Annotated in this window: 22 protein-coding genes; 11 read left to right on the top strand and 11 right to left on the bottom strand. The window is 71.5% G+C overall.

The window, feature by feature from the left end:
- Positions 1-115 precede the first annotated feature (115 nt).
- From F4554_RS21655 to F4554_RS21620, 8 genes are all read left to right on the top strand, one after another.
- The gene (locus F4554_RS21655) at positions 116-1,246 is read left to right on the top strand and encodes a BMP family ABC transporter substrate-binding protein (RefSeq protein WP_179789267.1); all 1,131 of its coding nucleotides are present in this window, start codon (positions 116-118) and stop codon (positions 1,244-1,246) included.
- Positions 1,247-1,341: 95 nt separating this feature from the next.
- Entirely contained in the window at positions 1,342-2,904 is a 1,563-nt protein-coding gene (locus tag F4554_RS21650; RefSeq protein WP_179789266.1) for an ABC transporter ATP-binding protein, read from the top strand.
- On the top strand, positions 2,901-4,040 hold the full coding sequence (locus F4554_RS21645; protein ID WP_179789265.1) for an ABC transporter permease subunit: 1,140 nt from the start codon (positions 2,901-2,903) through the stop codon (positions 4,038-4,040). The genes F4554_RS21650 and F4554_RS21645 overlap by 4 nt, the downstream gene beginning before the upstream one ends.
- A 19-nt stretch (positions 4,041-4,059) precedes the next feature.
- Entirely contained in the window at positions 4,060-5,340 is a 1,281-nt protein-coding gene (locus tag F4554_RS21640; protein ID WP_179789264.1) for an ABC transporter permease, read from the top strand.
- Positions 5,341-5,471: 131 nt separating this feature from the next.
- A complete protein-coding gene (locus tag F4554_RS21635) occupies positions 5,472-5,921 on the top strand; it encodes a cytidine deaminase (RefSeq protein ID WP_337796153.1) in 450 nt (149 codons plus the stop codon).
- On the top strand, positions 5,918-7,207 hold the full coding sequence (locus tag F4554_RS21630; protein ID WP_179789263.1) for a thymidine phosphorylase: 1,290 nt from the start codon (positions 5,918-5,920) through the stop codon (positions 7,205-7,207). The genes F4554_RS21635 and F4554_RS21630 overlap by 4 nt, the downstream gene beginning before the upstream one ends.
- 180 nt (positions 7,208-7,387) lie before the next feature.
- Positions 7,388-8,500, top strand: coding sequence for an adenosine deaminase (locus tag F4554_RS21625; RefSeq protein ID WP_179789262.1), 1,113 nt, complete (start codon positions 7,388-7,390; stop codon positions 8,498-8,500).
- A 93-nt stretch (positions 8,501-8,593) separates the two neighbouring features.
- Positions 8,594-8,989, top strand: a complete 396-nt coding sequence (locus F4554_RS21620; RefSeq protein ID WP_179789261.1) for a hypothetical protein — start codon at positions 8,594-8,596, stop codon at positions 8,987-8,989.
- A 34-nt stretch (positions 8,990-9,023) separates the two neighbouring features.
- Here F4554_RS21620 and F4554_RS21615 read toward each other — a convergent pair whose 3' ends face one another.
- The 5 genes from F4554_RS21615 to deoC all read right to left on the bottom strand — a co-directional run bounded on the left by F4554_RS21615 (position 9,024) and on the right by deoC (position 13,951).
- The gene (locus F4554_RS21615; protein ID WP_179789260.1) at positions 9,024-9,209 is read right to left on the bottom strand and encodes a PspC domain-containing protein; all 186 of its coding nucleotides are present in this window, start codon (positions 9,207-9,209) and stop codon (positions 9,024-9,026) included.
- Positions 9,210-9,315: 106 nt separating this feature from the next.
- Positions 9,316-10,563, bottom strand: a complete 1,248-nt coding sequence (locus F4554_RS21610; protein WP_179789259.1) for a hypothetical protein — start codon at positions 10,561-10,563, stop codon at positions 9,316-9,318.
- Between the two features lie 3 nt (positions 10,564-10,566).
- Positions 10,567-11,451, bottom strand: coding sequence for an aldehyde dehydrogenase family protein (locus F4554_RS21605; RefSeq protein WP_179789258.1), 885 nt, complete (start codon positions 11,449-11,451; stop codon positions 10,567-10,569).
- Positions 11,448-12,932, bottom strand: a complete 1,485-nt coding sequence (locus F4554_RS21600; RefSeq protein WP_179789257.1) for an aldehyde dehydrogenase family protein — start codon at positions 12,930-12,932, stop codon at positions 11,448-11,450. Before F4554_RS21600 ends, F4554_RS21605 begins: the two co-directional genes overlap by 4 nt.
- An 8-nt stretch (positions 12,933-12,940) precedes the next feature.
- Positions 12,941-13,951 carry a deoxyribose-phosphate aldolase gene (deoC, locus tag F4554_RS21595; RefSeq protein WP_425546717.1) on the bottom strand — a complete coding sequence of 337 codons (1,011 nt, stop codon included), beginning with the start codon at positions 13,949-13,951 and terminating at the stop codon, positions 12,941-12,943.
- A 171-nt stretch (positions 13,952-14,122) separates the two neighbouring features.
- Here deoC and F4554_RS21590 point away from each other — a divergent pair, with 171 nt between their 5' ends.
- On the top strand, positions 14,123-14,731 hold the full coding sequence (locus F4554_RS21590) for a hypothetical protein (RefSeq protein WP_179789256.1): 609 nt from the start codon (positions 14,123-14,125) through the stop codon (positions 14,729-14,731).
- Positions 14,732-14,777: 46 nt separating this feature from the next.
- Here the strand turns inward: F4554_RS21590 and F4554_RS21585 are convergent, their stop codons facing one another.
- Together F4554_RS21585 and F4554_RS21580 are read right to left on the bottom strand one after the other, a co-directional pair.
- The gene (locus tag F4554_RS21585) at positions 14,778-16,445 is read right to left on the bottom strand and encodes a phospho-sugar mutase (RefSeq protein ID WP_179789255.1); all 1,668 of its coding nucleotides are present in this window, start codon (positions 16,443-16,445) and stop codon (positions 14,778-14,780) included.
- A 92-nt stretch (positions 16,446-16,537) separates the two neighbouring features.
- Positions 16,538-17,494, bottom strand: coding sequence for a LysR family transcriptional regulator (locus F4554_RS21580; RefSeq protein ID WP_179789254.1), 957 nt, complete (start codon positions 17,492-17,494; stop codon positions 16,538-16,540).
- A gap of 195 nt (positions 17,495-17,689) precedes the next feature.
- On the opposite strand from F4554_RS21580, the gene F4554_RS21575 reads away from it, so the two are divergent.
- Positions 17,690-18,709, top strand: a complete 1,020-nt coding sequence (locus F4554_RS21575) for an aldo/keto reductase (protein ID WP_179789253.1) — start codon at positions 17,690-17,692, stop codon at positions 18,707-18,709.
- A 9-nt stretch (positions 18,710-18,718) separates the two neighbouring features.
- On the opposite strand, the gene F4554_RS21570 is transcribed toward F4554_RS21575, so the two are convergent.
- Both F4554_RS21570 and F4554_RS21565 read right to left on the bottom strand, forming a co-directional pair.
- Positions 18,719-19,552, bottom strand: coding sequence for a purine-nucleoside phosphorylase (locus F4554_RS21570; RefSeq protein WP_179789252.1), 834 nt, complete (start codon positions 19,550-19,552; stop codon positions 18,719-18,721).
- Positions 19,553-19,576: 24 nt separating this feature from the next.
- Positions 19,577-20,029, bottom strand: a complete 453-nt coding sequence (locus F4554_RS21565; protein WP_179789251.1) for a gamma-glutamylcyclotransferase — start codon at positions 20,027-20,029, stop codon at positions 19,577-19,579.
- A gap of 52 nt (positions 20,030-20,081) precedes the next feature.
- Between F4554_RS21565 and F4554_RS21560 the strand changes: the two genes are divergently transcribed.
- Positions 20,082-21,509, top strand: coding sequence for an NAD(P)H-quinone dehydrogenase (locus tag F4554_RS21560; RefSeq protein WP_179789250.1), 1,428 nt, complete (start codon positions 20,082-20,084; stop codon positions 21,507-21,509).
- Positions 21,510-21,700: 191 nt separating this feature from the next.
- Here the strand turns inward: F4554_RS21560 and F4554_RS21555 are convergent, their stop codons facing one another.
- Entirely contained in the window at positions 21,701-22,138 is a 438-nt protein-coding gene (locus F4554_RS21555) for an SPW repeat protein (RefSeq protein WP_179789249.1), read from the bottom strand.
- A 119-nt stretch (positions 22,139-22,257) separates the two neighbouring features.
- Positions 22,258-23,112, bottom strand: a complete 855-nt coding sequence (locus F4554_RS21550) for a hypothetical protein (protein WP_179789248.1) — start codon at positions 23,110-23,112, stop codon at positions 22,258-22,260.
- Between the last annotated feature and the right edge of the window lie 68 nt (positions 23,113-23,180).

Genomic DNA, 23,180 nt, shown 5'->3' with positions numbered 1-23,180 from the left:
CTCACCTGCTGTCGGCGCACCTTATAGTCACCCATGCGCATCGCGCGGCGTCCGTCCTCGACGCCCGTTCGCGGGCGCGGGTACCCCACCCGATCGGGCACGCTGAGGAGGCGTTGTGACGAAGTACCTCAAGGGCCTCGCGGTCCTTGGCGCGGTGGCCCTGGTGGTCACCGGCTGTGGAAGCAAGCCGACCGAGAGCAACTCGGGTTCGGGCGGGAACGGCTCGAAGTCCAACGCGGCGGCGAAGGACTTCCGCGCCTGCATGGTCTCCGACTCCGGCGGTTTCGACGACAAGTCGTTCAACCAGACGTCCTACCAGGGCTTCCTGGACGCCGCGAAGGAACTGAACATCAAGACCTCGACCGCGGAGTCGAAGTCCGACAGCGACTACGCGAAGAACGTCGGCGGCATGGTCGACGCGAAGTGCAACGCGATCGTGACCGTGGGCTTCAAGCTCGGTGACCAGACGGCGAAGTCGGCCTCGGCCAACCCCGACATCAAGTGGGGCATCGTCGACTACGACATCGCCGCCACCGACCTGAAGAAGACCGGCCTGAAGGAGGTGCCGAAGAACGTCAAGTCGCTGCTCTTCGACACCGCCCAGTCCAGCTTCCTCGCCGGCTACCTCGCCGCCGGCATGACGAAGACCGGCAAGGTCGGAACCTTCGGCGGCCTGCCCATCCCCACCGTCACGATCTTCATGGACGGTTACTGGGAGGGCGTGCAGTACTACAACAAGGTCAAGAAGAAGAACGTCCAGGTTCTCGGCTGGAGCGAGAAGACCCAGAAGGGCCTGTTCACCAACGACTTCGAGAACAAGGCGCAGGGCAAGAACACCGGCAGCAACCTGATCAGCCAGGGCGCGGACATCATCTTCCCGGTCGCCGGCCCCGCCGGTCTGGGTGGCCTGCAGGCCGCGAAGGCCTCCGGTGGCAAGGTCAACGCGATCTGGGTGGACACCGACGGCTGCAAGAGCGCCGCGGAGTACTGCGACGTGCTGCTCACCAGTGTCTACAAGGGCATGGACGTGGCGGTGAAGGACGTCGTGACAACGGCGGCCGACGACAAGTTCGACAGCACCGCCTACGTCGGAACGCTGAAGAACGACGGCACCGGCCTCTCGCCCTACCACCAGTGGGACAGCAAGATCCCGTCCGAGCTCAAGGACGAGGTCGGCAAGTTGAAGCAGGACATCATCGACGGCAAGATCACGATCAAGTCGAAGGCGCAGCCGCAGTCGAAGTGACCGCGTCGCGACCCTTGGCAGCCGTGGGGGAGGGCTGGTGCGCCGCACCGGCCCTCCCCGCCGCACGGGTGCGCACCTTCAGGCTGGAGTAGTGCATGAAGCTCGAACTCCGCGGGCTCACCAAACGGTTCGGGTCCCTCGTCGCCAACGACCACATCGACCTGACGTTCGAGTCCGGGCGGATCCACTGTCTGCTCGGCGAGAACGGCGCCGGGAAGAGCACGTTGATGAACATGCTCTTCGGGCTGCTGCGTCCCGACGAGGGCCAGGTGCTCGTCGACGACACTCCGGTGTCGTTCGGCTCACCCGGTGAGGCGATCGCGGCCGGTATCGGGATGGTCCACCAGCACTTCATGCTGGTGCCCGTCTTCACCGTCGCCGAGAACGTCGTCCTGGGTCGCGAACGCACCCGCGGCCCCGGCCTGCTCGACCAGCGGGCGGCCCGCTCGCTGGTGCGCGACCTGTCGGAGCGCTACGGCCTGGCCGTGGACCCCGACGCCCGCGTGGAGGACCTTCCGGTCGGTGTGCAGCAGCGGGTGGAGATCCTCAAGGCGCTGGCCAACGAGGCCAAGGTGCTGATTCTCGACGAACCCACCGCGGTGCTCACCCCGCAGGAGATCGACGAGCTGATCGAGGTGATGCGCGCTCTGCGGGAGAACGGCACCACGGTGGTCTTCATCACCCACAAGCTCAAGGAGGTGCGGGCGATCGCCGACACGATCACGGTGATCCGCCGCGGGTCCGTGGTCGGCACGGTCGCACCCGACGCCTCGGAGGCGGAGCTCGCCGAGCTGATGGTCGGCCGACCCGTGCAACTCCAGGTTGACAAGGCGCCGGCCACCCCGGCCGAGCCCAAGCTGACGGTGAAGGACCTGAGCGTCGTGGACGGCCAGGGCCTGGTCGCCGTCGACGACGTGTCGTTCGACGTGCACGGCGGGGAGATCCTCGGCATCGCCGGCGTCCAGGGCAACGGCCAGACCGAGCTCGTACAGGCACTGGTCGGGCTGGTCGACGTGGCCGCCGGGTCGGTACGCCTGGGCGGCCGCGAGCTCGTCGGTACGACACCACGCCAGCACCTCGCCGCCGGCATCGGCTACATCCCCGAGGACCGCTCCCACGACGGGTTCGTCGGGACGTTCTCGGTGGCGGAGAACCTCATCCTGGACCTCTTCCGCGGCGCGCCGTTCGCGCGCAGGGGAGCGCTGTCGCAGGCCGCCGTACGCGACAACGCCGATCACCGGGTCGAGGAGTTCGACGTCCGCACACAGTCGGTGGACACCCCGGTGAGCGCGCTGTCGGGCGGCAACCAGCAGAAGGTCGTCCTGGCCCGGGAGCTGTCCCGCCCGCTGGAGCTGCTGATCGCCGCGCAGCCCACCCGCGGCCTGGACGTGGGGTCCATCGAGTTCGTCCACCGCCGCATCGTGGCCGAGCGCGACCAGGGCACGGCGGTGGTGATCGTGTCCACGGAGTTGGAGGAGATCGTGGCGCTCGCGGACCGGATCGCGGTGATGTACCGCGGCAGGTTGGTCGGCATCGTCGGTACGAACACGCCGTGGGACCAGCTGGGCTGCATGATGGCGGGCGTCCCGGTCGAGGAGGCGGCGCAGCTGGCCGAGGCCAACCCGACCGCCCTCGGAACGCTGGAGGACGCCTCGTGAGCGCCACCCGTCCGGCCTGGGCGCGCGAGCTTCTGGTGAGCGCGGCCGCGGTCGTGCTCGCGCTGGCGGTCGGCGCGGTGCTGATCGTCGTCAGCGACGCCGAGGTCCTGTCCACCTGGTCGTACTTCTTCTCCTACCCGCCCGACGCGCTGTCGGCGTCGTGGTCGGCGGTGTCGGACGCGTACGGCGCGCTCTTCTCCGGCGCGTTCGGCGGCCTGCGGCAACTCGCCGAGACGCTGGTGCAGGCGACCCCGCTGATCTGCGGCGGTCTCGGCGTCTCGCTGGCGTTCCGCGCCGGGCTGTTCAACATCGGCGCCCAGGGCCAGCTGATCGTCGGCGCGCTGTGCGCCGCCTGGGTCGGCTTCACCCTGCACCTCCCGCCCGGCCTGCACGTGCTCGTCGCGCTCGTCGCCGGCGTGCTCGGCGGGGCGCTGTGGGGCGGCATCGTCGGTGTGCTCAAGGCGCGCACGGGGGCGCACGAGGTGATCCTCACGATCATGCTCAACTACGTCGCGCTGTACCTCCTGCAGTGGCTGCTGACCACGAACGCCTTCCAGCGCCCGGGCCGCAACGACCCGATCAGCCCGGTGGTGGACGGCTCCGCGCAGTTCCCGGCGATTCCCGGCTCCCGGCTGCACCTGGGCTTCCTGGTCGCGCTGCTGGCCGCGGGCGCGGTGTGGTGGCTGCTCACCCGGTCGACCACGGGCTTCCAGCTGCGGGCGGTGGGTGCCAACCCCGACGCCGCCCGGACGGCCGGCATGAGCGTCGGTACGGCGTACACGCTGGCGATGCTCGGCGCCGGTGCGCTGGCCGGCCTGGCCGGCGTCCAGCAGGTGCTCGGCACCAACTCGCCACTGACCGACGGGATCGCCGGCACGGTCGGTTTCGACTCGATCACCGTCGCCCTGCTGGGCCGGGCGTCGCCGGTCGGCACGGTCGTCGCCGGGCTGGTGTTCGGCGCCCTGAACGCCGGTGGCCTGCAGATGCAGCTGCAGACCCAGACGCCGCTCACGCTGACCACCGTGCTGCAGGCGACGATCGTGTTGTTCATCGCCGCGCCGGCACTGGTCCGCGCGGTGTTCCGGATCCGGGGCGAGGGCACGGGTGCCGTGCTCGCCAAGGGCTGGAACGCGTGAGGGACGAGGAGCTGACCCGATGACCACGACCCTCACCCGACCCGAGAAGAGCGCGGCGGTCGAGTCCCCGGAGGAGCGCCGCAGGCGGATCCGGACCGGGATCCTCGCGCTGGTGCTCGCCGTGCTCGGCGTGCTGCTCGCGGTGTTCACCGCGCCGAAGACCGCGAAGTTCGGCCTGTCCGACCAGTTCGCGGCCGCGCAGCTGCCCGACATCTCCCTGCCCGCTCTGCCGGTGGCGCTCGCGCTGGCGGCGTACGCGCTGGTGCTGGCACTCACCCAACTGCTCCGCGGCGTACGCGGCCGCTGGGCCAGGCTGTTGTGGGTGGGTTTCGCGCTCGCCCTGGTGGTGACGTTCCTGTGCTGGGCGGCGGCGGGCAAGACCTTCCCGCTCACCAACCAGCTGCAGGGAACGCTCAACCTCGCCACCCCGCTGATCCTGGGTGCGCTCGCGGGTGTGCTGTGCGAGCGCGCGGGCGTCATCAACGTCGCGATCGAGGGGCAGTTCCTCTCCGGGGCGTTCGCCGCCGCGGTGGTGACCTCGGCCACCGGCAGCTTCTGGGCCGGTGCGTTCGCGGCGATCCTGGCCGGTGTGCTGATCGCGGCGATGCTCGCGGTGTTCGCCATCCGCTACCGCGTCAACCAGGTGGTCCTGGGCGTGGTGCTGGTGGTGTTCGCGTCCGGCATCACCGGCTTCCTGTTCGACCAGTTCGTGCAGTCGGACTCCGAGCGCTACAACAACCCCGGCGTGCTGCCGAACGTCCCGATCCCGGTGCTGTCGGCGATCCCGGTGATCGGGCAGACGTTCTTCGCCCAGACCCTGCTGGTGTACGCGATGTACGTCGCGGTGGCGGTCGTCACGGTGGTGTTGTTCAAGACCCGCTGGGGACTGCGGGTGCGGTCGGTGGGCGAGCACCCGCGCGCCGCCGACACGGTGGGCATCAACGTACTCCGTGTCCGCTACCAGGCGGTGCTGGCCGGTGGGATCGTCGCCGGCCTCGGCGGTGCGTTCTTCACCATCGGCTTCACCGGCAGCTTCGACAAGGACCTGACCGCGGGCCAGGGCTTCATCGCGCTGGCCGCGCTGATCATGGGCCGGTGGAATCCCCTCGGCGCGACGGTGGCGGCGTTGTTCTTCGGCTTCACCCAGCAGTTGCAGGGTCAGCTGCAGATCCTGCAGACGCCCATTCCGGGTGAGCTGCTGGTGATGGCGCCCTACCTCGCGACGGTCGTCGCGGTGGCCGGGGCGGTCGGCCGGGTGCGGCCCCCGAAGGCCGACGGCGAACCCTACGTCAAGAGCTAGCCTGCGGGTCTTCGCGTGTGCGGGCGGCCCGGAGCCGGGCATGAGTGGTGGGCACGCGCAGGGCACGGTGGGGGACACGGGTTGGGGACGCCGACCAGCGCACGAGCGGGACGAGTGGGGGAGACGAGGACGTGAGTACGAGCGTGGACGGTGACGTGAGCGGCGAGCAGGTGGACTGGGCCGGGCTGCGGGCGGCGGCCCGGAAGGTGATGGCCGGGGCGTACGTGCCGTACTCCCACTATCCCGTCGGCGCCGCGGCGCTCACCGACGACGGCCGGGTGGTGGCGGGCTGCAACGTCGAGAACGCGTCGTACGGCATGACGTTGTGCGCGGAGTGCGGGCTGGTCTCGGCCCTGCACGCCACCGGCGGAGGCCGGCTGGTCGCGTTCACCTGCTGCGACGGGCAGGGTGCCCTGCTGATGCCCTGCGGCCGGTGCCGCCAGTTGCTGTGGGAGCACGGCGGCCCGCGCCTGCTGGTGGACACCCCGCGCGGAGTGCTGCCGATGACCGAGGTCCTTCCCGACGCGTTCGGGCCGGACCACCTGACCGAGTACCAGACCGGGAGCGAGGCCCGCCCGTGACCGAACACTTCGACGCCGTCGACGTCATCCGCGCCAAGCGGGACGGCCACCGGCTCGCGGACGCGCAGATCGACTGGGTGGTGGACGCCTACACCCGCGGGGTGGTCGCCGACGAGCAGATGTCGGCGCTGTTGATGGCGATCCTGCTGCGCGGCATGGAGCCCGCCGAGATCGCCCGCTGGACCCAGGCGATGATCTCCTCGGGTGAGCGGCTGGACTTCGCCGGCGTGGGCCGGCCGACCGCCGACAAGCACTCCACCGGCGGCGTCGGCGACAAGATCACCCTGCCGCTGGCGCCGGTGGTCGCCGCCTGCGGCGTCGCCGTACCCCAGCTGTCCGGTCGCGGGCTGGGCCACACCGGCGGCACGCTGGACAAGCTGGAGTCGCTGAAGGGCTGGCGGGCGTCGCTGTCGTACGACGAGATCGTGTCCCAGTTGCGCGACGTCGGCGCGGTCGTCTGCGCACCCACCGACACGCTGGCGCCCGCGGACCGCAAGCTGTACGCCCTGCGCGACGTGACCGGCACCGTCGAGTCGATCCCGCTGATCGCCAGCTCGATCATGAGCAAGAAGATCGCCGAGGGCACCGGCGCGCTCGTCCTGGACGTGAAGGTCGGCTCCGGCGCGTTCATGAAGAACGCCGACGACGCCCGCACGCTCGCCGCCACGATGGTCGAGCTCGGCCGGTCCGCCGGCGTACGCACCGTCGCGCTGCTCACCGACATGAGCACCCCCCTCGGCCTGACCGCCGGGAACGCGCTGGAGGTACGCGAGTCGGTGGAGGTACTCGCCGGCGGCGGGCCGCACGACGTGGTGGAGCTGACAGTGGCGCTGGCTCGGGAGATGCTCACCGCCGCCGGTGCGGTCGGCGGCCCCGACCCGAGCGACGTCCTCAAGGACGGCACGGCGATGGACGTGTGGCGGTCGATGATCCGCGCGCAGGGCGGTGACCCGGACGCGCCGCTGCCGCACGCTGCGCACACCCACGAGGTGACGGCGCCGGCGGAGGGCGTACTCGTCCGGCTGGACGCCTACCAGGTTGGTCTCGCCGCATGGCGGCTGGGCGCCGGGCGTTCCCGCAAGGAGGATCCGGTGTCGGCCGGTGCCGGAGTGGAGATGCACGCGAAGCCGGGCGCGATGGTCCGTGCCGGGCAGCCGCTGCTCACCCTGCACGCCGACGACCCGATGCGGTTCGCCCGGGCGGTGGAGGCCCTGGAGGGTGCGGTGGAGATCGCGCCCAGGTTCGCCCGCGTCGACCAGAGGCTGATCCTCGGCCGGATCGACTGAGCCGCCGCAACCATCGGCCGAGCCGCCACGACCACCGGCCGAGCCGCCACGACCACCGGCCGAGCCGCCACGACCACCGGCCGAGCCGCCACGACCACCGGCCGAGCCGCCACGACCACCGGCCGAGCCGCGACAACTGCCGCCGCGACTGCCGCTAACCGGGGAGGGGACCACCCGACGATGAAGATCACTCCCGAGGAGATCGTCCGCGCACCGAAGGTGCTGCTGCACGACCACCTGGACGGCGGGCTCCGTCCGCAGACGGTGGCCGAGCTCGCCCGAGAGATCGGGCACGAGCTTCCGGCCGCGCCCGAGCAGCTCGGCGAGTGGTTCCGCGAGTCGGCCGACTCGGGTTCGCTGGAACGCTACCTGGAGACCTTCGCCCACACCGTCGCCGTCATGCAGACCGCCGAGTCGCTGACCAGGGTGGCCACCGAGTGCGTGGAGGACCTCGCCGCCGACGGCATCGTGTACGCGGAGGTGCGGTACGCGCCGGAGCTGCACCTGTCCGGCGACCTCGACCTGGACCACGTGGTGCGCGCGGTCGGCGCCGGCTTCGCCGAGGGGGAACGCCGGGCGGCGGAGGCGGGCCGGCCCATCGTCGTACGCCAGATCGTCACCGCGATGCGGCACGCCGCCCGGTCGATGGAGATCGCCGAACTCGCGGTGCGCTACCGCGACCAGGGTGTGGTCGGCTTCGACATCGCCGGCGCCGAGGCCGGCTACCCGCCCACCCGGCACCTGGACGCGTTCGAGTACCTCCAGCGGGAGAACGCGCACTTCACGATCCACGCCGGCGAGGGCTTCGGGCTGCCGTCGATCTGGCAGGCGATCCAGTGGTGCGGGGCGGACCGACTGGGGCACGGCGTACGCATCGTCGACGACATCACCCACACCGCGGACGGCGACGTCCGACTGGGCCGGCTCGCGGCGTACGTCCGGGACAAGCGCATCCCGCTGGAGATGTGTCCCTCGTCCAACGTGCAGACCGGTGCGGCGCCGTCGCTGGCCGAGCACCCGGCCGGGCTGCTGACCCGGTTGCGGTTCCGCGTCACGATCAACACCGACAACCGGCTGATGAGCGGTACGTCGCTGTCGCGGGAGTTCGCCGGACTTGCCGACGCGTTCGGGTACGAGCTGGCGGATTTGCAGTGGTTCACCCTCAACGCCATGAAGAGCGCGTTCCTGCCGTTCGACCAGCGACTGGCCCTGATCAACAACGTGATCAAGCCGGGGTACGCCGCGCTCGGCGCCGAGCGGGCCTTTGCCCAGATGCACCATGGGACCTTCTGACCTCGCCCGCCACCTGTGCGTCCCGGGAGGGTTGGAGCATCCTTGAGGGACATACCCAAGGCACGGACCCGGGCCTGCTGAGGAGGTCGTGCCGTGGCCGGCGAGCGAGGGCAGTCAGCGCTGGGCGCTGTGCTGCGCCGCTGGCGGGAGGGCCTCGAACGCTGGTGGAACGGCGCGGACGGCCGGCGGGACCCGCTGGACCGCTGGTGGGACTCCGTGGACTCGGGCCAGGTGCCGACCCGCCCGCCGATCGAACGCCTCGCCGGCGACCTGCACCGGCTGGCCGGGGAGAGCGTCCGCCTGCACGCCGACCGCCGGGTCTCCGCGCGGGCGTTCCACCTGCACGTCACCGAACTCGCCTACGACGAGACGCTGTTGCTGGCCTGCGAAGCGCTGGGTGTGGAGACCGGAACCGCGACCGCACCGCTGGGCAGCACCAGGCGGCTGGAGCTCGAGGTCGAACTCGCTCGCCGCGGACTCCAGTGGTGAGCCCCGGCGTGACGAGGCTTTTCCAGGACAGACGCTAGGCGTCGGCGTTCGGGAGCAGGATCCACAGCGCGAGGTAGACGAGGATCTGCGGTCCCGGCAGGGCGCAGGACAGCACGAACGCCACCCGCACGACTCCGCGGGACAGTCCGAAGCGCTGGGCCAGGCCCGCGCAGACCCCGGCGATCATCCGACCCTGACGTGGGCGTTCCAGTGCTGCCATGAGACGCGTCCTCCCGGTGATGATCAGTTCGCGTGCTCGGCCATTGTGCGCGAAGCCCGCACCGATCGCACGTCGGTGCGGGCCCGCATTCGCTGCATTGGCGGCGTCAGGAACGCTGGTCCAGCCGCGCGGTGAGGGCGGGTACGACAGCCCGCCAGCCGGCCGCGGCCGCCTCGGTGTCGGCGGTGGCCAGGGCCTGCGCGGCACCGGCCCGGTCCTGGGCCAGGTCGAGCGCACAGGACACCATGAACGCACCGGTGGGGGAGTCGGGCCCGAGGAGTTCGGTGACGTCACGCCAGCCGCCCCAGGCGGCCAGCCGCAGCACCTCCGACCAGGCGCTGACCAGGCGGTCCGCGGCGTCGGCGTCCATGTCCGGGCCCACCGAGTCGGCGAGCTCGACCAGGTCGAAGATGTTGTCGTCGTGCGGGGTGAAGCTCACGTCGTCGCGGGCGGCCACGGCGCCGAGGTCGAGGCCGGACACCTCGCCGGTCGAACCCTGCGCCGCCTCCGCCTGCATCCGGTCGACGTCGGTCCACACCGCCAGCCGGGCGCCCTCGGGCGAGGGCGTACCGAGGTAGTCGGGGTGCCCGTCGGTCAGCGCGGTGCCGCGCAGGGCGTAGAAACCCTCGTCGGCGAGTCCGAACCACAGCGTCAGCGCCGGGGCCGCGTCCTCCAGCGGAACCGGTCCGTCGGAGGGTGCCGTGCCGTTCACCGCACCGCGTACGCCGGCCAGCGTCGCGCCCGGCCCGCCGGTTCCCGCCGGCCCACGACCGGCCGGACCCTCGGGAAGCTTGGGGGTGATCACCCGGCGGGACACCTCGGAGACGCACTCGGACCAGTTGGCGTCCAGGATCTCGACGACGTGCTGGCGGTGGTGCGCGGCCCGGAACACCGAGAGGAGCTCGTCACCGGAGGCGAGCTTGCTGATGTCCTCGTCGTCGTGCAGGGCCTGGGAGGCACCGGTCTCGACGTCCATGTAGTCGAGCAGGTCGAGCATCAACGCCAGCGTCGAGCCCAGGCCGGCCTGCTCGTCGGCGCTGAGCTCGCCGTCGGCGATCTCCGGCAGCCGGGTCAGGTCGTAGATGCACAACCGCCGGGAGTATTCCTCGGTGGTCCAGATCCGCAGTCCCTTGAAGTGCGCGCTCGGCGTGAGGTCGTTGGCCGCGCCGGAGTCGACGAACTCGACCAGGTCCTCCAGGCTGGTGAAGCCGTACAGCTGCTTGTTCGAGCCGAGGAACCCGGCCGAGCTGTCGTCGGCGGTGTACCAGCCGGGCTGGTAGAGCGTGTAGCGCTTGCCGATGCCGAGCGTGAGTTCGAGGGGCACGAGCGGGTCGGCGACGAATTCGGTGGTCATTCCTCAGATCCCCATCGGGTGCCAGACGGTCTTGGTCTCCAGGAACGCCGCCATCCGGTCGATGCCGGGCGCGGCGGTCCAGTCTTGGTTGTGGTCGGGTACGCGGACCAGGCGCTTGAGGTTGTCGGCGGCGGCGCGTTCGAACTCGGTGGCGAGCTCGCGATCCCCGGCGCCGGTGAGGTCGAGAGCGTTGACGTCCTGGTGCGCCGCCAGCCACGGCGCCACCTCGGGCACCCTGCCGGTGAGGAGGTTGACCACTCCGCCGGGCAGGTCGCTGGTGGCCAGCACCTCGGTCAGGGTGACCGCCGGCAGCGGGCGGTCGGCGCTGGCGAGGACCACACAGGTGTTGCCGGTGGTGATCACCGGGGCGAGGACGCTCACCAGCCCGAGCAGGCTGGACTCCTGGGGAGCGAGCACGGCGACGACGCCGGTCGGCTCGGGTACGGAGAAGTCGAAGTAGGGGCCCGCGACCGGGTTGGTGGAGCCGAGCACCTGGGCCACCTTGTCCGCCCATCCGGCGTACCACACCCAGCGGTCGATGCTCTCGTCCACGGCGGCCTCGGCCTCGGCCCGGTGCAGTCCCTCGCCGGCCGCCACCTCGTCCACGAACTGTGCCCGGCGGCCCTCCATCACCTCCGCCACGCGGTAGAGGATCTGGCCGCGGTTGTACGCGGTGCGAGCCGACCAGCCACCGAACGCCTTCCGCGCGGCGACCACCGCGTCGCGGGCGTCCTTGCGGGACGCGAGTGCGGCGTTGGCGAGGAACTGTCCCTTGGCGTCGTGCACGACGTAGCTCCGCCCGGACTCGCTGCGCGGGAAGGCCCCGCCGACGTACAGCTTGTAGGTCTTGCGAACGGCGAGGCGCTCGCTGGGTCGGGTAGTGCTCATGCCCGCGCCGCCTCCTTCGGGTGGCCGGCCTTCGGGTGGCCGGCCTGCAGGTAGGCGGCGAGGCCGTGCCGGCCGCCCTCACGGCCGTGGCCGGACTCCTTGTAGCCGCCGAACGGCGAGGTCGGGTCGAACCGGTTGAAGGTGTTGGCCCACACCACCCCGGCCCGCAGCCGGTCGGCCATCCACAGGATGCGCGAGCCCTTCTCCGTCCACACCCCGGCGGACAGGCCGTACGGCGTGTTGTTGGCCTTCTCGACCGCCTCGGCAGGGGTGCGGAAGGTGAGGATCGACAACACCGGTCCGAAGATCTCCTCCCGGGCGATGCGGTGGGCCTGGGTGACGCCGGTGAAGATCGTGGGCGCGAACCAGTAGCCCCGGTCGGGCAGCTCGCACGGCGCCGACCAGCGTTCGGCTCCCTCGGCCTCGCCCACCTCGCTGAGGGTGGCGATCCGGCGCAGCTGCTCGGCGGAGTTGATCGCGCCGACGTCGGTGTTCTTGTCCAGCGGGTCCCCGACGCGCAGCGTGGCCATCCGGCGCTTGAGCCGGTCGAGCACCTCGTCGTAGACGTTCTCCTGCACCAGCAGCCGCGAGCCCGCGCAGCAGACGTGGCCCTGGTTGAAGAAGATGCCGTTGACGATGCCCTCGACGGCCTGGTCGAGCGGTGCGTCGTCGAACACGACGTTGGCGGCCTTGCCGCCGAGCTCGAGGGTGACCTTCTTCGGCGTGCCGGCGACCGAACGGGCGATCGCCTTGCCCACCTCGGTAGAGCCGGTGAACGCCACCTTGTCCACGCCCTCGTGCTCCACGATCGCCTGGCCGGTCGCGCCCGCGCCGGTGACGATGTTGACCACACCCGGCGGCAGGTCGGCCTGCTGGCAGATCTCGGCGAACAGCAGCGCGGTCAGCGGCGTCGTCTCGGCCGGCTTGAGGACGACGGTGTTGCCGCAGGCAAGCGCGGGGGCGATCTTCCACGCCAGCATGAGCAGTGGGAAGTTCCACGGAATGACCTGGCCGGCGACGCCGACAGGACGGGGATCGGCACCGAAGCCGGCGTACTCCAGCTTGTCGGCCCAGCCGGCGTAGTAGAAGAAGTGCGCGGCCACCAGTGGGATGTCGACGTCTCGCGACTCCCGGATCGGCTTGCCGTTGTCCAGCGACTCCAGCACGGCGAGCTCGCGGGCGCGCTCCTGGATCAGCCGGGCGATCCGGAACAGGAACTTTCCGCGGTCCCGGCCCGACATCGGGCCCCACACCGAGTCGTAGGCGGTGCGGGCGGCGCGGACCGCACGGTCGACGTCCTCCGCACCCGCCTCGGTGACCTCGGCCAGCACCTCCTCGGTGGCCGGGCTGACCGTCTTGAACATCCGGCCGTCGACGGTGGGCACGAACTCGCCGCCGACGAACAGGCCGTACGACGACCTGAGGTCGACGACGGACCGCGACTCCGGCGCCGGGGCGTACTCGAACTTGCCTGCGGACAACGGCTCTCCTAGTCGAGCGTGAAGTAGTCGGGTCCGGCGTAGTGGCCGGTACGCAGCTTCGACCGCTGCATGAGCAGGTCGTTGAGCAGGCTGGAGGCGCCCAGCCGGAACCAGTCGGGGTCGAGCCAGTCCTCACCGGCGGTCTCGTTGACCAGCACGAGATAGCGGATGGCGTCCTTGCTGGTGCGGATGCCCCCGGCCGGCTTCACTCCGACCTGGCGGCCGGTCGCGGCCCGGAAGTCGCGCACCGCCTCCAGCATCACCAGCGTCACCGGCAGGGTGGCGGCGGGGCTGACCTTGCCGGTGCTGGTCTTGATGAAGTCACCGCCGGCGAGCATGGCCAGCCAGGACGCCCGGCGCACGTTGTCGTACGTCGCGAGCTCGCCGGTCTCCAGGATCACCTTCAGGTGGGCGGGTCCGCTGGCCTGCTTGACGGCGGCGATCTCCTCGAACACCTCGGCGTACCGGCCGGCGAGGAACGCGCCGCGGTCGATCACCATGTCCACTTCGTCGGCTCCGGCGGCCACCGCGTCGGCGGTGTCGCGCAGCTTGACCTCGAGACTGGAACGGCCGGACGGGAACGCCGTGGCCACGCTCGCGACCTTGACCGAACTGCCCGTCAACGCGTCCTTGGCGACCGGCACGAGGTCGGGGTAGACGCAGATCGCGGCCACCGCCGGGCACTCGGGGTCGGCCGGGTCCGGCCGACGGGCCTTGGCGCACAGGGCGCGGACCTTGCCCGGAGTGTCCTGGCCCTCCAGGGTGGTGAGGTCGATCATGGTGACGGCGAGGTCGAGGGCCCAGGCCTTCGCCGTGGTCTTGATCGACCGGGTGGCCAGGGTGGCCGCGCGGGCCTCCGCACCCACCTGGTCGACGCCGGGCAGGCCGGCGAGGAAGCGGCGCAGGCTCGCGTCGGAGGCGGTGATCTCGGCGACCTGGCCGGGCGAGATCGCGCCGCCTTCGGACCCCGACCCGTTGGTCGTGGCCGAAGGCTTCGCGGAGGCTGCGGTGGTCGTCACCGGGCCAGTGTAGGGCGTGGGAGAGGCCGTGCCCGGGGGCGTAGGGCGGGGCGTGCGGCGGAGGCTTGCTACCGCCGCCGGGCCGGGCCAGGCACAATCTGATGGATCACGATGTCAGGAGGAACGCCGGTGGCCGGGTTGACGCGTAGGGATACCGATGGGTCGCGCAAAGTGATCGAACGCTTCGCCCCGATCGGTGGGCGGGTGCTCGGCTACGTCACGCTGGCGATCGGCGTACTGATCCTGGTCGACATCGTCGTGGAGTGGCGCACGCTGTCCGGGCTGAGCACGGCCGGCGTCGTGGTCGCGGTCTGCGCGCTGGTCTGGCTCAGTCTGTGCCGGCCGGCGGTGGTCGCGTTCGAACGCGAGCTGGTGCTGCGCAACATCCTCAGCGACATCCGGATCCCCTGGCACCTGGTCGAGTCGGTCGACGTCGCGCCGGTGCTCACCCTCCCGGTCGGGGACCGCGTCTACCGTTCGTCCGCGATCGGGGTGACCGGGGCGGACCGGCGGGCGATGCGCAAGTCCAGGCGCGACGCGGTGGAGGCCGCCATGGCCGGGAGGCCGACCGGCGGTGAGAGCCCCGGTCAGCCGGACGTCTCGGCCCTGTCCGGCCTGTCGCCGGCCAACTACGCCATCCGCCGGCTGGAGATGCTGGCCAACAAGTACGCCGACGCGTCCCGGGGCACGAACGAGGTCGAACGCCAGTGGCGGTGGCCGGAGTTCGCGGTGGTCGGCGCAGGCGTCGTCCTCGCGGTGGTCGCCAAGCTCGCGAGCTGAGCGGGGGACGCCGTCGGCCGGCCCCCAGCCGACCCTCGGCCGACCCTCAGCCGACCAGGGTGGCGAGGTCGGCGAGCAGCGCCTCGATCCCGGCGTCGGCGTCGGCCCGGGCAGCGGTCAGGTCCGCGCCGGGCTCGGCGACGACGACCTCGAGGTAGCACTTCAGCTTCGGCTCGGTCCCGCTCGGCCGGATCACCACCCGCGCGCCGCCGGCCAGGACGTACCGCACACCGGGCGTGCCCGGCAGGCTGTCGGCCGGCTCGGACAGGTCGTCCACCCGCTCCACCGCGCGACCGCCGAGCACCTGCGGCGGGTGAGTGTGCAGCCGGTGCAGCGTCGCGTCGATCTGGGTGAGGTCGCGCACCCGGACCGAGTGCTGGGCGGTCACGTGCAGGCCGTAGTCACGGGCGATGTCGTCCAGCAGGTCCAGGAGAGTACGCCCGGCCCGCTTCTGCGCAGCGACGAGTTCGGCGATGCGCAGCAGCGCGGTGATGCCGTCCTTGTCGGCCACCGCCACCGGGTCGACGCAGTAGCCGAGCGCCTCCTCGTAGCCGAACGCGAGCCCGGGCACCCGGCCGATCCACTTGAAGCCGGTGAGCGTCTCCGCGTACGGCTCGCCACGGCGCGCGGCGACCACCCCCAGCAGTGACGAGGAGACGATCGTCGTGGCCAGCGTGCCCCGGGCTCCGGAGTCGAGCAGGTGGACGGCGAGCAGGGCGCCAACCTCGTCGCCGGTGAGCCTTCGGACGCCGTCCGGGGTGGGTACGCCGACCGCGCACCGGTCGGCGTCGGGGTCGTTGGCGAGCACCACGTCGGCGCCGGTCCGCCCGGCCAGCTCGAACGCGAGGTCCATCGCCCCCGGCTCCTCGGGGTTGGGGAACGCCACGGTCGGGAACGCCGGGTCCGGCTCGGCCTGTGCGGCGACGACCTCCGGTTCGGCGAAACCGGCCCGGGCCAGGGCCGCGCGCACCACCGCTCCGCCGACGCCGTGCAGCGGCGTGTACGCGATCGCGACGTCGCGGGGGCCCGGCCCCAGCAGGCCGGCCGCCCGGTCGAGGTAGGCCTCGACGATCTCCGGGCCGAGCGTCTCCCAGTCCTGCCCGCGCGGAACCTCGGCCGGCGGGCCGACCGACGCGATGGCGGCGGCGATGCCGGTGTCGGCGGGCGGGACGATCTGCGAGCCGTCGCCGAGGTAGACCTTGTAGCCGTTGTCCTGGGGCGGGTTGTGGGATGCGGTGACCATCACCCCGGCCACGCACCCGAGGTGCCTGATCGCGAACGCCAGCACCGGGGTGGGCAGCGGCTCGGGAAGGACCAGCGGGCGTAGCCCGGCGCCGGCGAGGACGGCCGCGGTGTCGGCGGCGAAGACGTCGGAGTTACGGCGGGCGTCGTACCCGATCACCACCGCGCCACCGGCGTCGCCCTCGGTCCGGAGGTAGCTTGCCAGCCCGGCGGCGGCCCGGATCACCACCGTGCGGTTCATCCGGTTGGGCCCGGCGCCCAGCGCCCCGCGCAGGCCGGCCGTACCGAACGTCAGGGGTCCGGCGAACCGGTCGGCCAGATCGGCGACCGCCGCGGACCGGCGCCCGTCGTCCCCGTCCCCGGCCGCCGCGATCAGCTCCGACAGCTCGGCGCGGGTCTGCGGATCGGGATCCTCCGCCAGCCAGGCGCGGGCCTGTTCGAGCAGGTCGGAACCGGTTCCGGTGGTGCGCACACATCCTCCTCGCGCCCGGCGACGCAAGGGGTGGGCCGCCGGAGCGCCCAAGCTATCCGATGGGTTCGCCGGCGGTTACGCCGTGCGTGCAGTCAGGCCGTGCGGGCGGTCACGCCGGGCTCGCCGAGCCGGCCCGGCCCGCCGGAGCGCGCACCGGTCCCGCCCTGGGCCGGCCAGCGCAGGGTCGGGTCGCGCAGCAGCGCCTGCGCGGCGGCGCTGCACCGGCGCCCGGCCGCCACCGCGACCGCGGTCTGCCACACCGGCACCGGCGCCTGGAGCGGGACGAACCGGGCCCGGGTCTGCTTGCCGGTGAAGCTGTGCGGGACGAGGGCGATACCCAGACCGGCGCCCACGAAGTCCAGCAGCGAGTGGACGTCGTTGACCTCCAGCGCGACCCGGCGTTCGATCCGGGCACCGGCCAGGGCGTGGTCGGTGACGTCGCGGGTGATCCAGCCGGGGTGGAAGTCGACGAACGACTCGTCTTTGAGATCGGCCAGGCCGACCTGCTCCCGCTCGGCGAGGTGGTGCTTCGGCCCGCAGGCGAGCACCATCGGCTCGCTGGACAGGGGAGTGAGCACGACGCCGGCCGACTCACCCGCGGGCGGCACGGACACGATCGCGACGTCCATGTCGCCGGCGCGCACCTGCGCCAGCAGTTCGTGGCTGCCGCCCTGGCGCAGGCGGATCTCCACGCCGGGATGCTCCTGGTGGAAGCGGGCCAGCAGGTCGGGGACGCTCAGCGCGCCGAGACACTGCAGCGTCCCGACGACGAGGCGACCGCTCAGCAGGCCCTGCACGGCGGCCACCGCCTCCCGCGCGGCGGCGAGGTCGTTGAGGGTGTGCCGGGCCTCGACCAGCAGTGCCCGCCCGGCGTCGGTGAGATCGACGTTGCGGGTGCTGCGGATGAACAGCTCGGCACCGAGCTCGCGTTCGAGCGTACGAATGGAGGCCGACAGGCCGGACTGCGCGACGTGCAGGCGCTGGGCGGCGCGGGTGAAGTGGCGCTCCTCGGCGACCGTCACGAAGTACTCCAGCTGACGGATCTCCATACACACCTGCCCGGGGTCAAGGGGGACCTTCTCGAAGAACGCTTCGCAGAACTCGTCGCCGACCGGCCGGCAACTCGTCGACGGCTCGGCGGCGACTCATCGTCACGACTGATCGACGAGATCGGTTTCTGCTGTTGGACAGCTTAATCGCTGCTCGGCATGGTGGGCGGTGCAGCGATCTGAGGAGGTCCCACCATGGAATACCGCACGCTCGGCCCGACCGGCACGCTCGTCTCCACCCTGTGTCTCGGCACGATGACGTTCGGCAGCGAGAGCGAGGAGTCCGTCTCGCACGCCCAGCTCGACCGGTTCGTCGAGGTCGGCGGCACACTGGTCGACACCGCCAACGTCTACTCCGGCGGCGTCTCGGAGGAGATCATCGGGCGCTGGCTGGCCGCCCGGCCCGGTGCCAGGGAGCGGATCGTGCTCGCCACCAAGGGCCGCTTCAGCCGCGGCGGCAGCGGCAACGAGCTCGGGCTGTCCCGGCTCAGCCTCACCCGCGCGCTGGACGCGAGCCTGCGCCGGCTCGGCGTGGAGACGATCGACCTCTACCAGGCGCACGCGTGGGACCCGCTGACGCCGATCGAGGAGGCGCTGCGGTTCTTCGACGACGCCGTACGCGCCGGCAAGATCCACTACGTCGGGGTGTCCAACTTCCTCGGCTGGCAGCTCCAGAAGGCCTCCCTGCTCACGCAGGTCAAGGGCCTGGCACCGATCGTCACGCTGCAGCCGCAGTACAACCTCCTGCAGCGCAGCATCGAGCTGGAGCTGACCGACGTCTGCCGCAACGAGGGCATCGGGATCCTGCCGTGGTCGCCGCTGGCCGGCGGCTGGCTCACCGGCAAGTACCAGCGCGACTCCACCCCGACCGGCTCCACCCGCCTCGGTGAGAACCCCGACCGTGGCATGGAGGCGTACGCCAAGCGCAACGCCGACGAGCGCACCTGGCGGGTGATCGACGCCGTACGCAAGGTCGCCGACAGCCGCGGCATCTCGATGGCACAGGTCGCGCTGGCCTGGCTGGCCGACCGCCCCGCGGTGACCTCGGTCATCCTCGGCGCCCGGACGATCGAGCAGCTCGACGACAACCTCGGCGCGGCCGGCCTGCACCTGTCGGAGGAGGAGACCGCGCTGCTCACCGAGGCCAGCGAGCCGATCGTGGACGACTACCCGTACGGCGTCGCGGGCGCCAACCAGCGGGACCGGAAGGCCTGAGCCCGCGAGCTAGTCCGCCTGGAGGCGAGTGAGGACGGAGGCGAGCAGGCCGCCCATCCGGGTGGCCGCCGCCCGTCCCGCCGCCAGCACCTCGGCGTGGTCCAGCGGAGCGCCGGTCATCCCCGCCGCCAGGTTGGTGACGAGGGACAGGCCGAGCACCTCGGCGCCGGCCTCGCGGGCAGCGATCGCCTCCAGGGTGGTCGACATCCCGACGAGGTCGGCGCCGATCGTGCGCAGGTAGCGGATCTCGGCCGGCGTCTCGTAGTGCGGGCCGGGCAGTTGGGCGTACACGCCCTCGTCCAGCGTGGGCTCGACCTCCCGGCACAGCGCCCGCAGCCGGGCGGAGTAGAGATCGGTGAGGTCGACGAAGTTCGCACCCGACAGCGGCGACCTGCCGGTGAGGTTCAGGTGGTCGCTGATCAGCACCGGCGTGCCGGGGATCCACTCCGGGCGCAGGCCGCCGCAGCCGTTGGTGAGAACGACGTACCGGCACCCGGCGGCCACCGCGGTCCGCACCCCGTGGGCGACCGCGTCCACGCCGTGCCCCTCGTACAGGTGTGTGCGGCCGAGGAACACCAGCGCCCGCAGGTCACCGTCACCGATCCGCACGCTGCGCAGCGTCCCCGCGTGGCCCTCGACACCGGGTGGGGCGAAACCGGGCAGGTCGGTGAACGCGATCTCGCTCGCGGTCTCGCCGATCAGGTCGACCGCCGGGCGCCACCCCGAGCCCAGCACGACGGCCACGTCGTGGTGCGCGGTGCCGGTGAGCTCGGCCAGCCGGGCCGCGGCGTCGCGGGCGGCGGCGTGGGGGTCGGTGTGCGGGTCGGGGAGTACGTCGTTCACGACAGGGGACCCTAGGCCATCGGGTCAGTGGCCGATGCCGCGGCAGGGCCGGCGGCGAAGCGCCGCGGTGTAGTCGGACGGCGCGCCTGCGAGGTCGGCGGCCTCGGCGAGGATGCCGAGGTAGCGGGCCGACGGCAGGCCGCCCTCGAACGCGTCGAGCACGTAGCTGGTCGCGGACGCGCCGCCGTCGAGGGTTTGCACCCATACGCGCACCTTGCGGTAGAGCCCGAGGGAGGCGCCCTCCCAGTCGTCCAGCCGGTCCTCGTCCGCGGGCGCGAGGTCGTACAACGCCACGAAGACCTCCGAGACGGGGTCCTCCACCACGGTGGGCAGCGCGCCCTCCCAGCCGTGGTCCTCCCCGCCGAACGTCAGCCGCCAGCCGGTCATCCAGCCGGTGCCGCGAAGAGGAGAATGCGGACAGCGATCGGCCATGTCCCGGGGGCTGAGGTTGGACGCGTAGGCGGCGTACAGGGTCACGGATGCCGAGGGTACCCGGCGCGCGAAACGGCGTGGGGGAGAATAGGGCCCCGTGACTCGTGTCGTGATCATCGGAGGCGGTCCCGGCGGCTACGAAGCCGCCCTGGTCGCTGCCCAGCTCGGAGCCGAAGTGTGCGTCGTCGACCGGGACGGCCTGGGCGGCTCGGCCGTGCTCACCGACTGCGTGCCCAGCAAGACGCTGGTGGCGACCGCGGAGGTGATCAACCAGGTCCGCGAGTCCGGCGAGCTCGGTGTCCGGATCGGCCGGTCCGCACCCGATCCGGGCGATGTGAGCACCGACATCGCCACCGACATCGCCAAGGTCAACGCCCGGGTGAAGGCCCTGGCCCACAACCAGTCCGAGGACGTCGGGCGCAGTCTGCAGCGCGAGGGCGTACGGGTGGTGCGCGGATCCGGCCGGATGGCCGGCCCGGACCGGGTGGTGGCCACCCTTGCCGACGGAGGTACGGAGGAGCTCGCGGCCGACGTCGTACTCCTCTCCACCGGCGCCCGGCCGCGGATCCTGCCCGACGCCGAACCCGACGGCGAGCGCATCCTGACCTGGGACCAGGTGTACGAACTCGACGAGCTGCCCGGGCGGCTGATCGTGGTCGGCTCGGGTGTCACCGGTGCGGAGTTCGCCGGTGCCTACAACGCTCTCGGCAGCGACGTGGTGCTCGTGTCCAGCCGTGACCGGGTGCTGCCCACCGAGGACGCCGACGCGGCCAATGTCATCGAGGACGTCTTCACCCGCCGGGGGATGACCGTGCTGTCGCGTTCGCGCGCGGAGCGGGTGGAGCGGCGCGGCGACGGCGTGGTGGTGACGCTGACCGACGGGCGGGTCGTGGAGGGTACGCACTGCCTGCTCGCCGTGGGCTCGATCGCCAACACCGCCGACCTCGGGCTGGACACGGCAGGGGTGACCACCGACGAGCGCGGGTTCATCGAGGTGGACAAGGTGTCCCGGACCACCGCGCGGGGCGTCTACGCGGCGGGGGACTGCACCGGCGTGCTGATGCTCGCCTCGGTGGCGGCCATGCAGGGCCGGATCGCGATGGCCCACGCGCTCGGTGACGCCGTCTCGCCGCTGGACCTGGAGGAGGTCGCGGCGACCGTCTTCACCGCACCGGAGATCGCCACCGTCGGCTGGTCACAGCAGGACCTCGACAGCGGACGGGTCCAGGCGGTCGGGATCAAGCTGCCGCTGACCCGCAACCCGCGGGCGAAGATGCAGGGCATCCACGACGGGTTCATCAAGCTGATGTGCCGCCCGGGCACGGGGATCGTCGTGGGTGGCGTGGTCGTCGCACCGCACGCCAGCGAACTCATCCACCCGGTGTCGGTGGCGGTGTCCTGCCGGCTCACCGTCGACCAGCTGGCACACGCGTTCACGGTGTATCCGTCGCTGAGCGGCTCGATCGCCGAGGCGGCTCGCCGGCTGCACGTGCGCGGGCAACAGGCTCCGCGTAAGGACAGCTGACGCGGCCGCGGGGACCACGCACCGACTGTCGAGTCGGCGCGCCGACGCCGCGGCCGCAACGAAACGAGATCGCTTTTCTTTCGAAATCGATCTTCTGGTGTTTTCTCCAGTCCGACGGATCAAACTGACATCGATTACTGGTCATTTGTCACTGTCGGCGTCGCCATTTCCGACGTGACGATCTTTGTCGGTCAGGTGCGTTCGTTCTTGCGGCGCATCATTCCCGAGCCGAGTACAGCCATGCCCAACAAGAACAGCACGGCGCCGCCGATGACGTTGCACAGGATGACCCGAAGGCTGTGATCGGCGTTGTAGATCACCCAGGGTGCGACGATCGTCCACGCACCCAGCAGCGGCACCACCCAGCTCAGTCCGTGGGTCGAGCGGAACGACGCGGCGAAGCCGAGTGCGAGCGCGACCGTGGTGAGCCCGACGACCAGGTTGTTGACCGCGAGCGGCGTGGACATGGCGAATCCCGCGATCCACGGCGACAGCGCGACGAACAGCCCGGCCAGCACGATCCCGCCGGCGCCCATCTGGACGGCGGGCTTCTGGCCAATTCTTTCGTAACGTCCCTGGAGTTCGGTTATATCGGGGTGCTCCTCAATAGGGAGCCGCTGGGACGACATTTTCCGTTACCTCCCGTCGAGGAAATCGAAGGGAGAAACAAATCCCCCTCTCTCGCCGAGCGTAACGCGAGGAGGGGGATTGTTGAACGGCCCGAAAGGGCCGTCGATTTGTCCGGAACTCAGAAACCGAAGTCGCCACCGCCGAAGTCGCCGCCGCCGAAGTCGCCCCCGTCACCACCGAAGTCTCCGCCGCCGCCGCCATCGCCGCCATCGCCACCGTCGCCGGCATCCCCGCCGTCGCCGCCGTCGCCACCGAAGTCGCCATCGCCGTCACCGAAGCCACCGTCACCGAAGCCACCGTCGCCGTAGCCGCCCCACATGCCGCCCATCATCGAGCCCATGAGGAACGCCGGCAGCAGGCCGGACGTCGCGAAGCCGGCGAAGTAACCCTGCATCCACGGCGCGTAGGCCGGGCCGGCCTGCCAGTAGGGAACGCGCTGGCCGTCGACACTCACCTTGCGGATGTCGGGCTCGGCGCCCGCCTTCACCCGCTCCGCGTCGGCGGCACACACCGGGACGGTGCGATAGGCGCCGCCTGCCGGAGCCCACTCCACGTCCTCGAAGGACGGGCCGTGCTGGGGGTTGAAGAAGCACGGCGGGCGCCGCTGCGGAAGCGGCTCGCGGTTGATCCGGGCCCGCACGCAGGCGACGGCGTACTTGCCGTCCTCCAGGATCGTGGTGATCTGCTTGATGTCCTCGGGCCTGGCCGCGGTGTCGACGGCCTTCTTCGCGACGTCGTACTGGTCCAGCGCGCGTTCGTAGTCCTGGCGGGTTGCCTCGTCGAGCTCGCGCCCGGCGACGTCGGTGTCCAGCCGCTGCAGCTCCTCGCCGAACTTCGTGACGTCCTCCTCGGCGAAGGACCTCACCTTGGCCAGCTCGGCCGCCTCGACCTCCCGGCGCCGGGTCTGTGCGCGCCGGTTGGAGACGAACGCGACGACTCCGATCACGACGACGAGCAGGATCAGGATCTCCACGGGGTGCCCTTTCTTAGGTTGCCCTCAGCGTAGGAGACGTCCGGGCGGGCGTGTGCGTTCCCGGTCCG

The sequence above is a fragment of the Actinopolymorpha rutila genome (genome assembly GCF_013407855.1).
Classification (GTDB): Bacteria; Actinomycetota; Actinomycetes; order Propionibacteriales; family Actinopolymorphaceae; genus Actinopolymorpha; species Actinopolymorpha rutila.
Note: the sequence above shows the minus strand (reverse complement) of the source record. Positions and strands in the feature narration are given on the sequence as shown.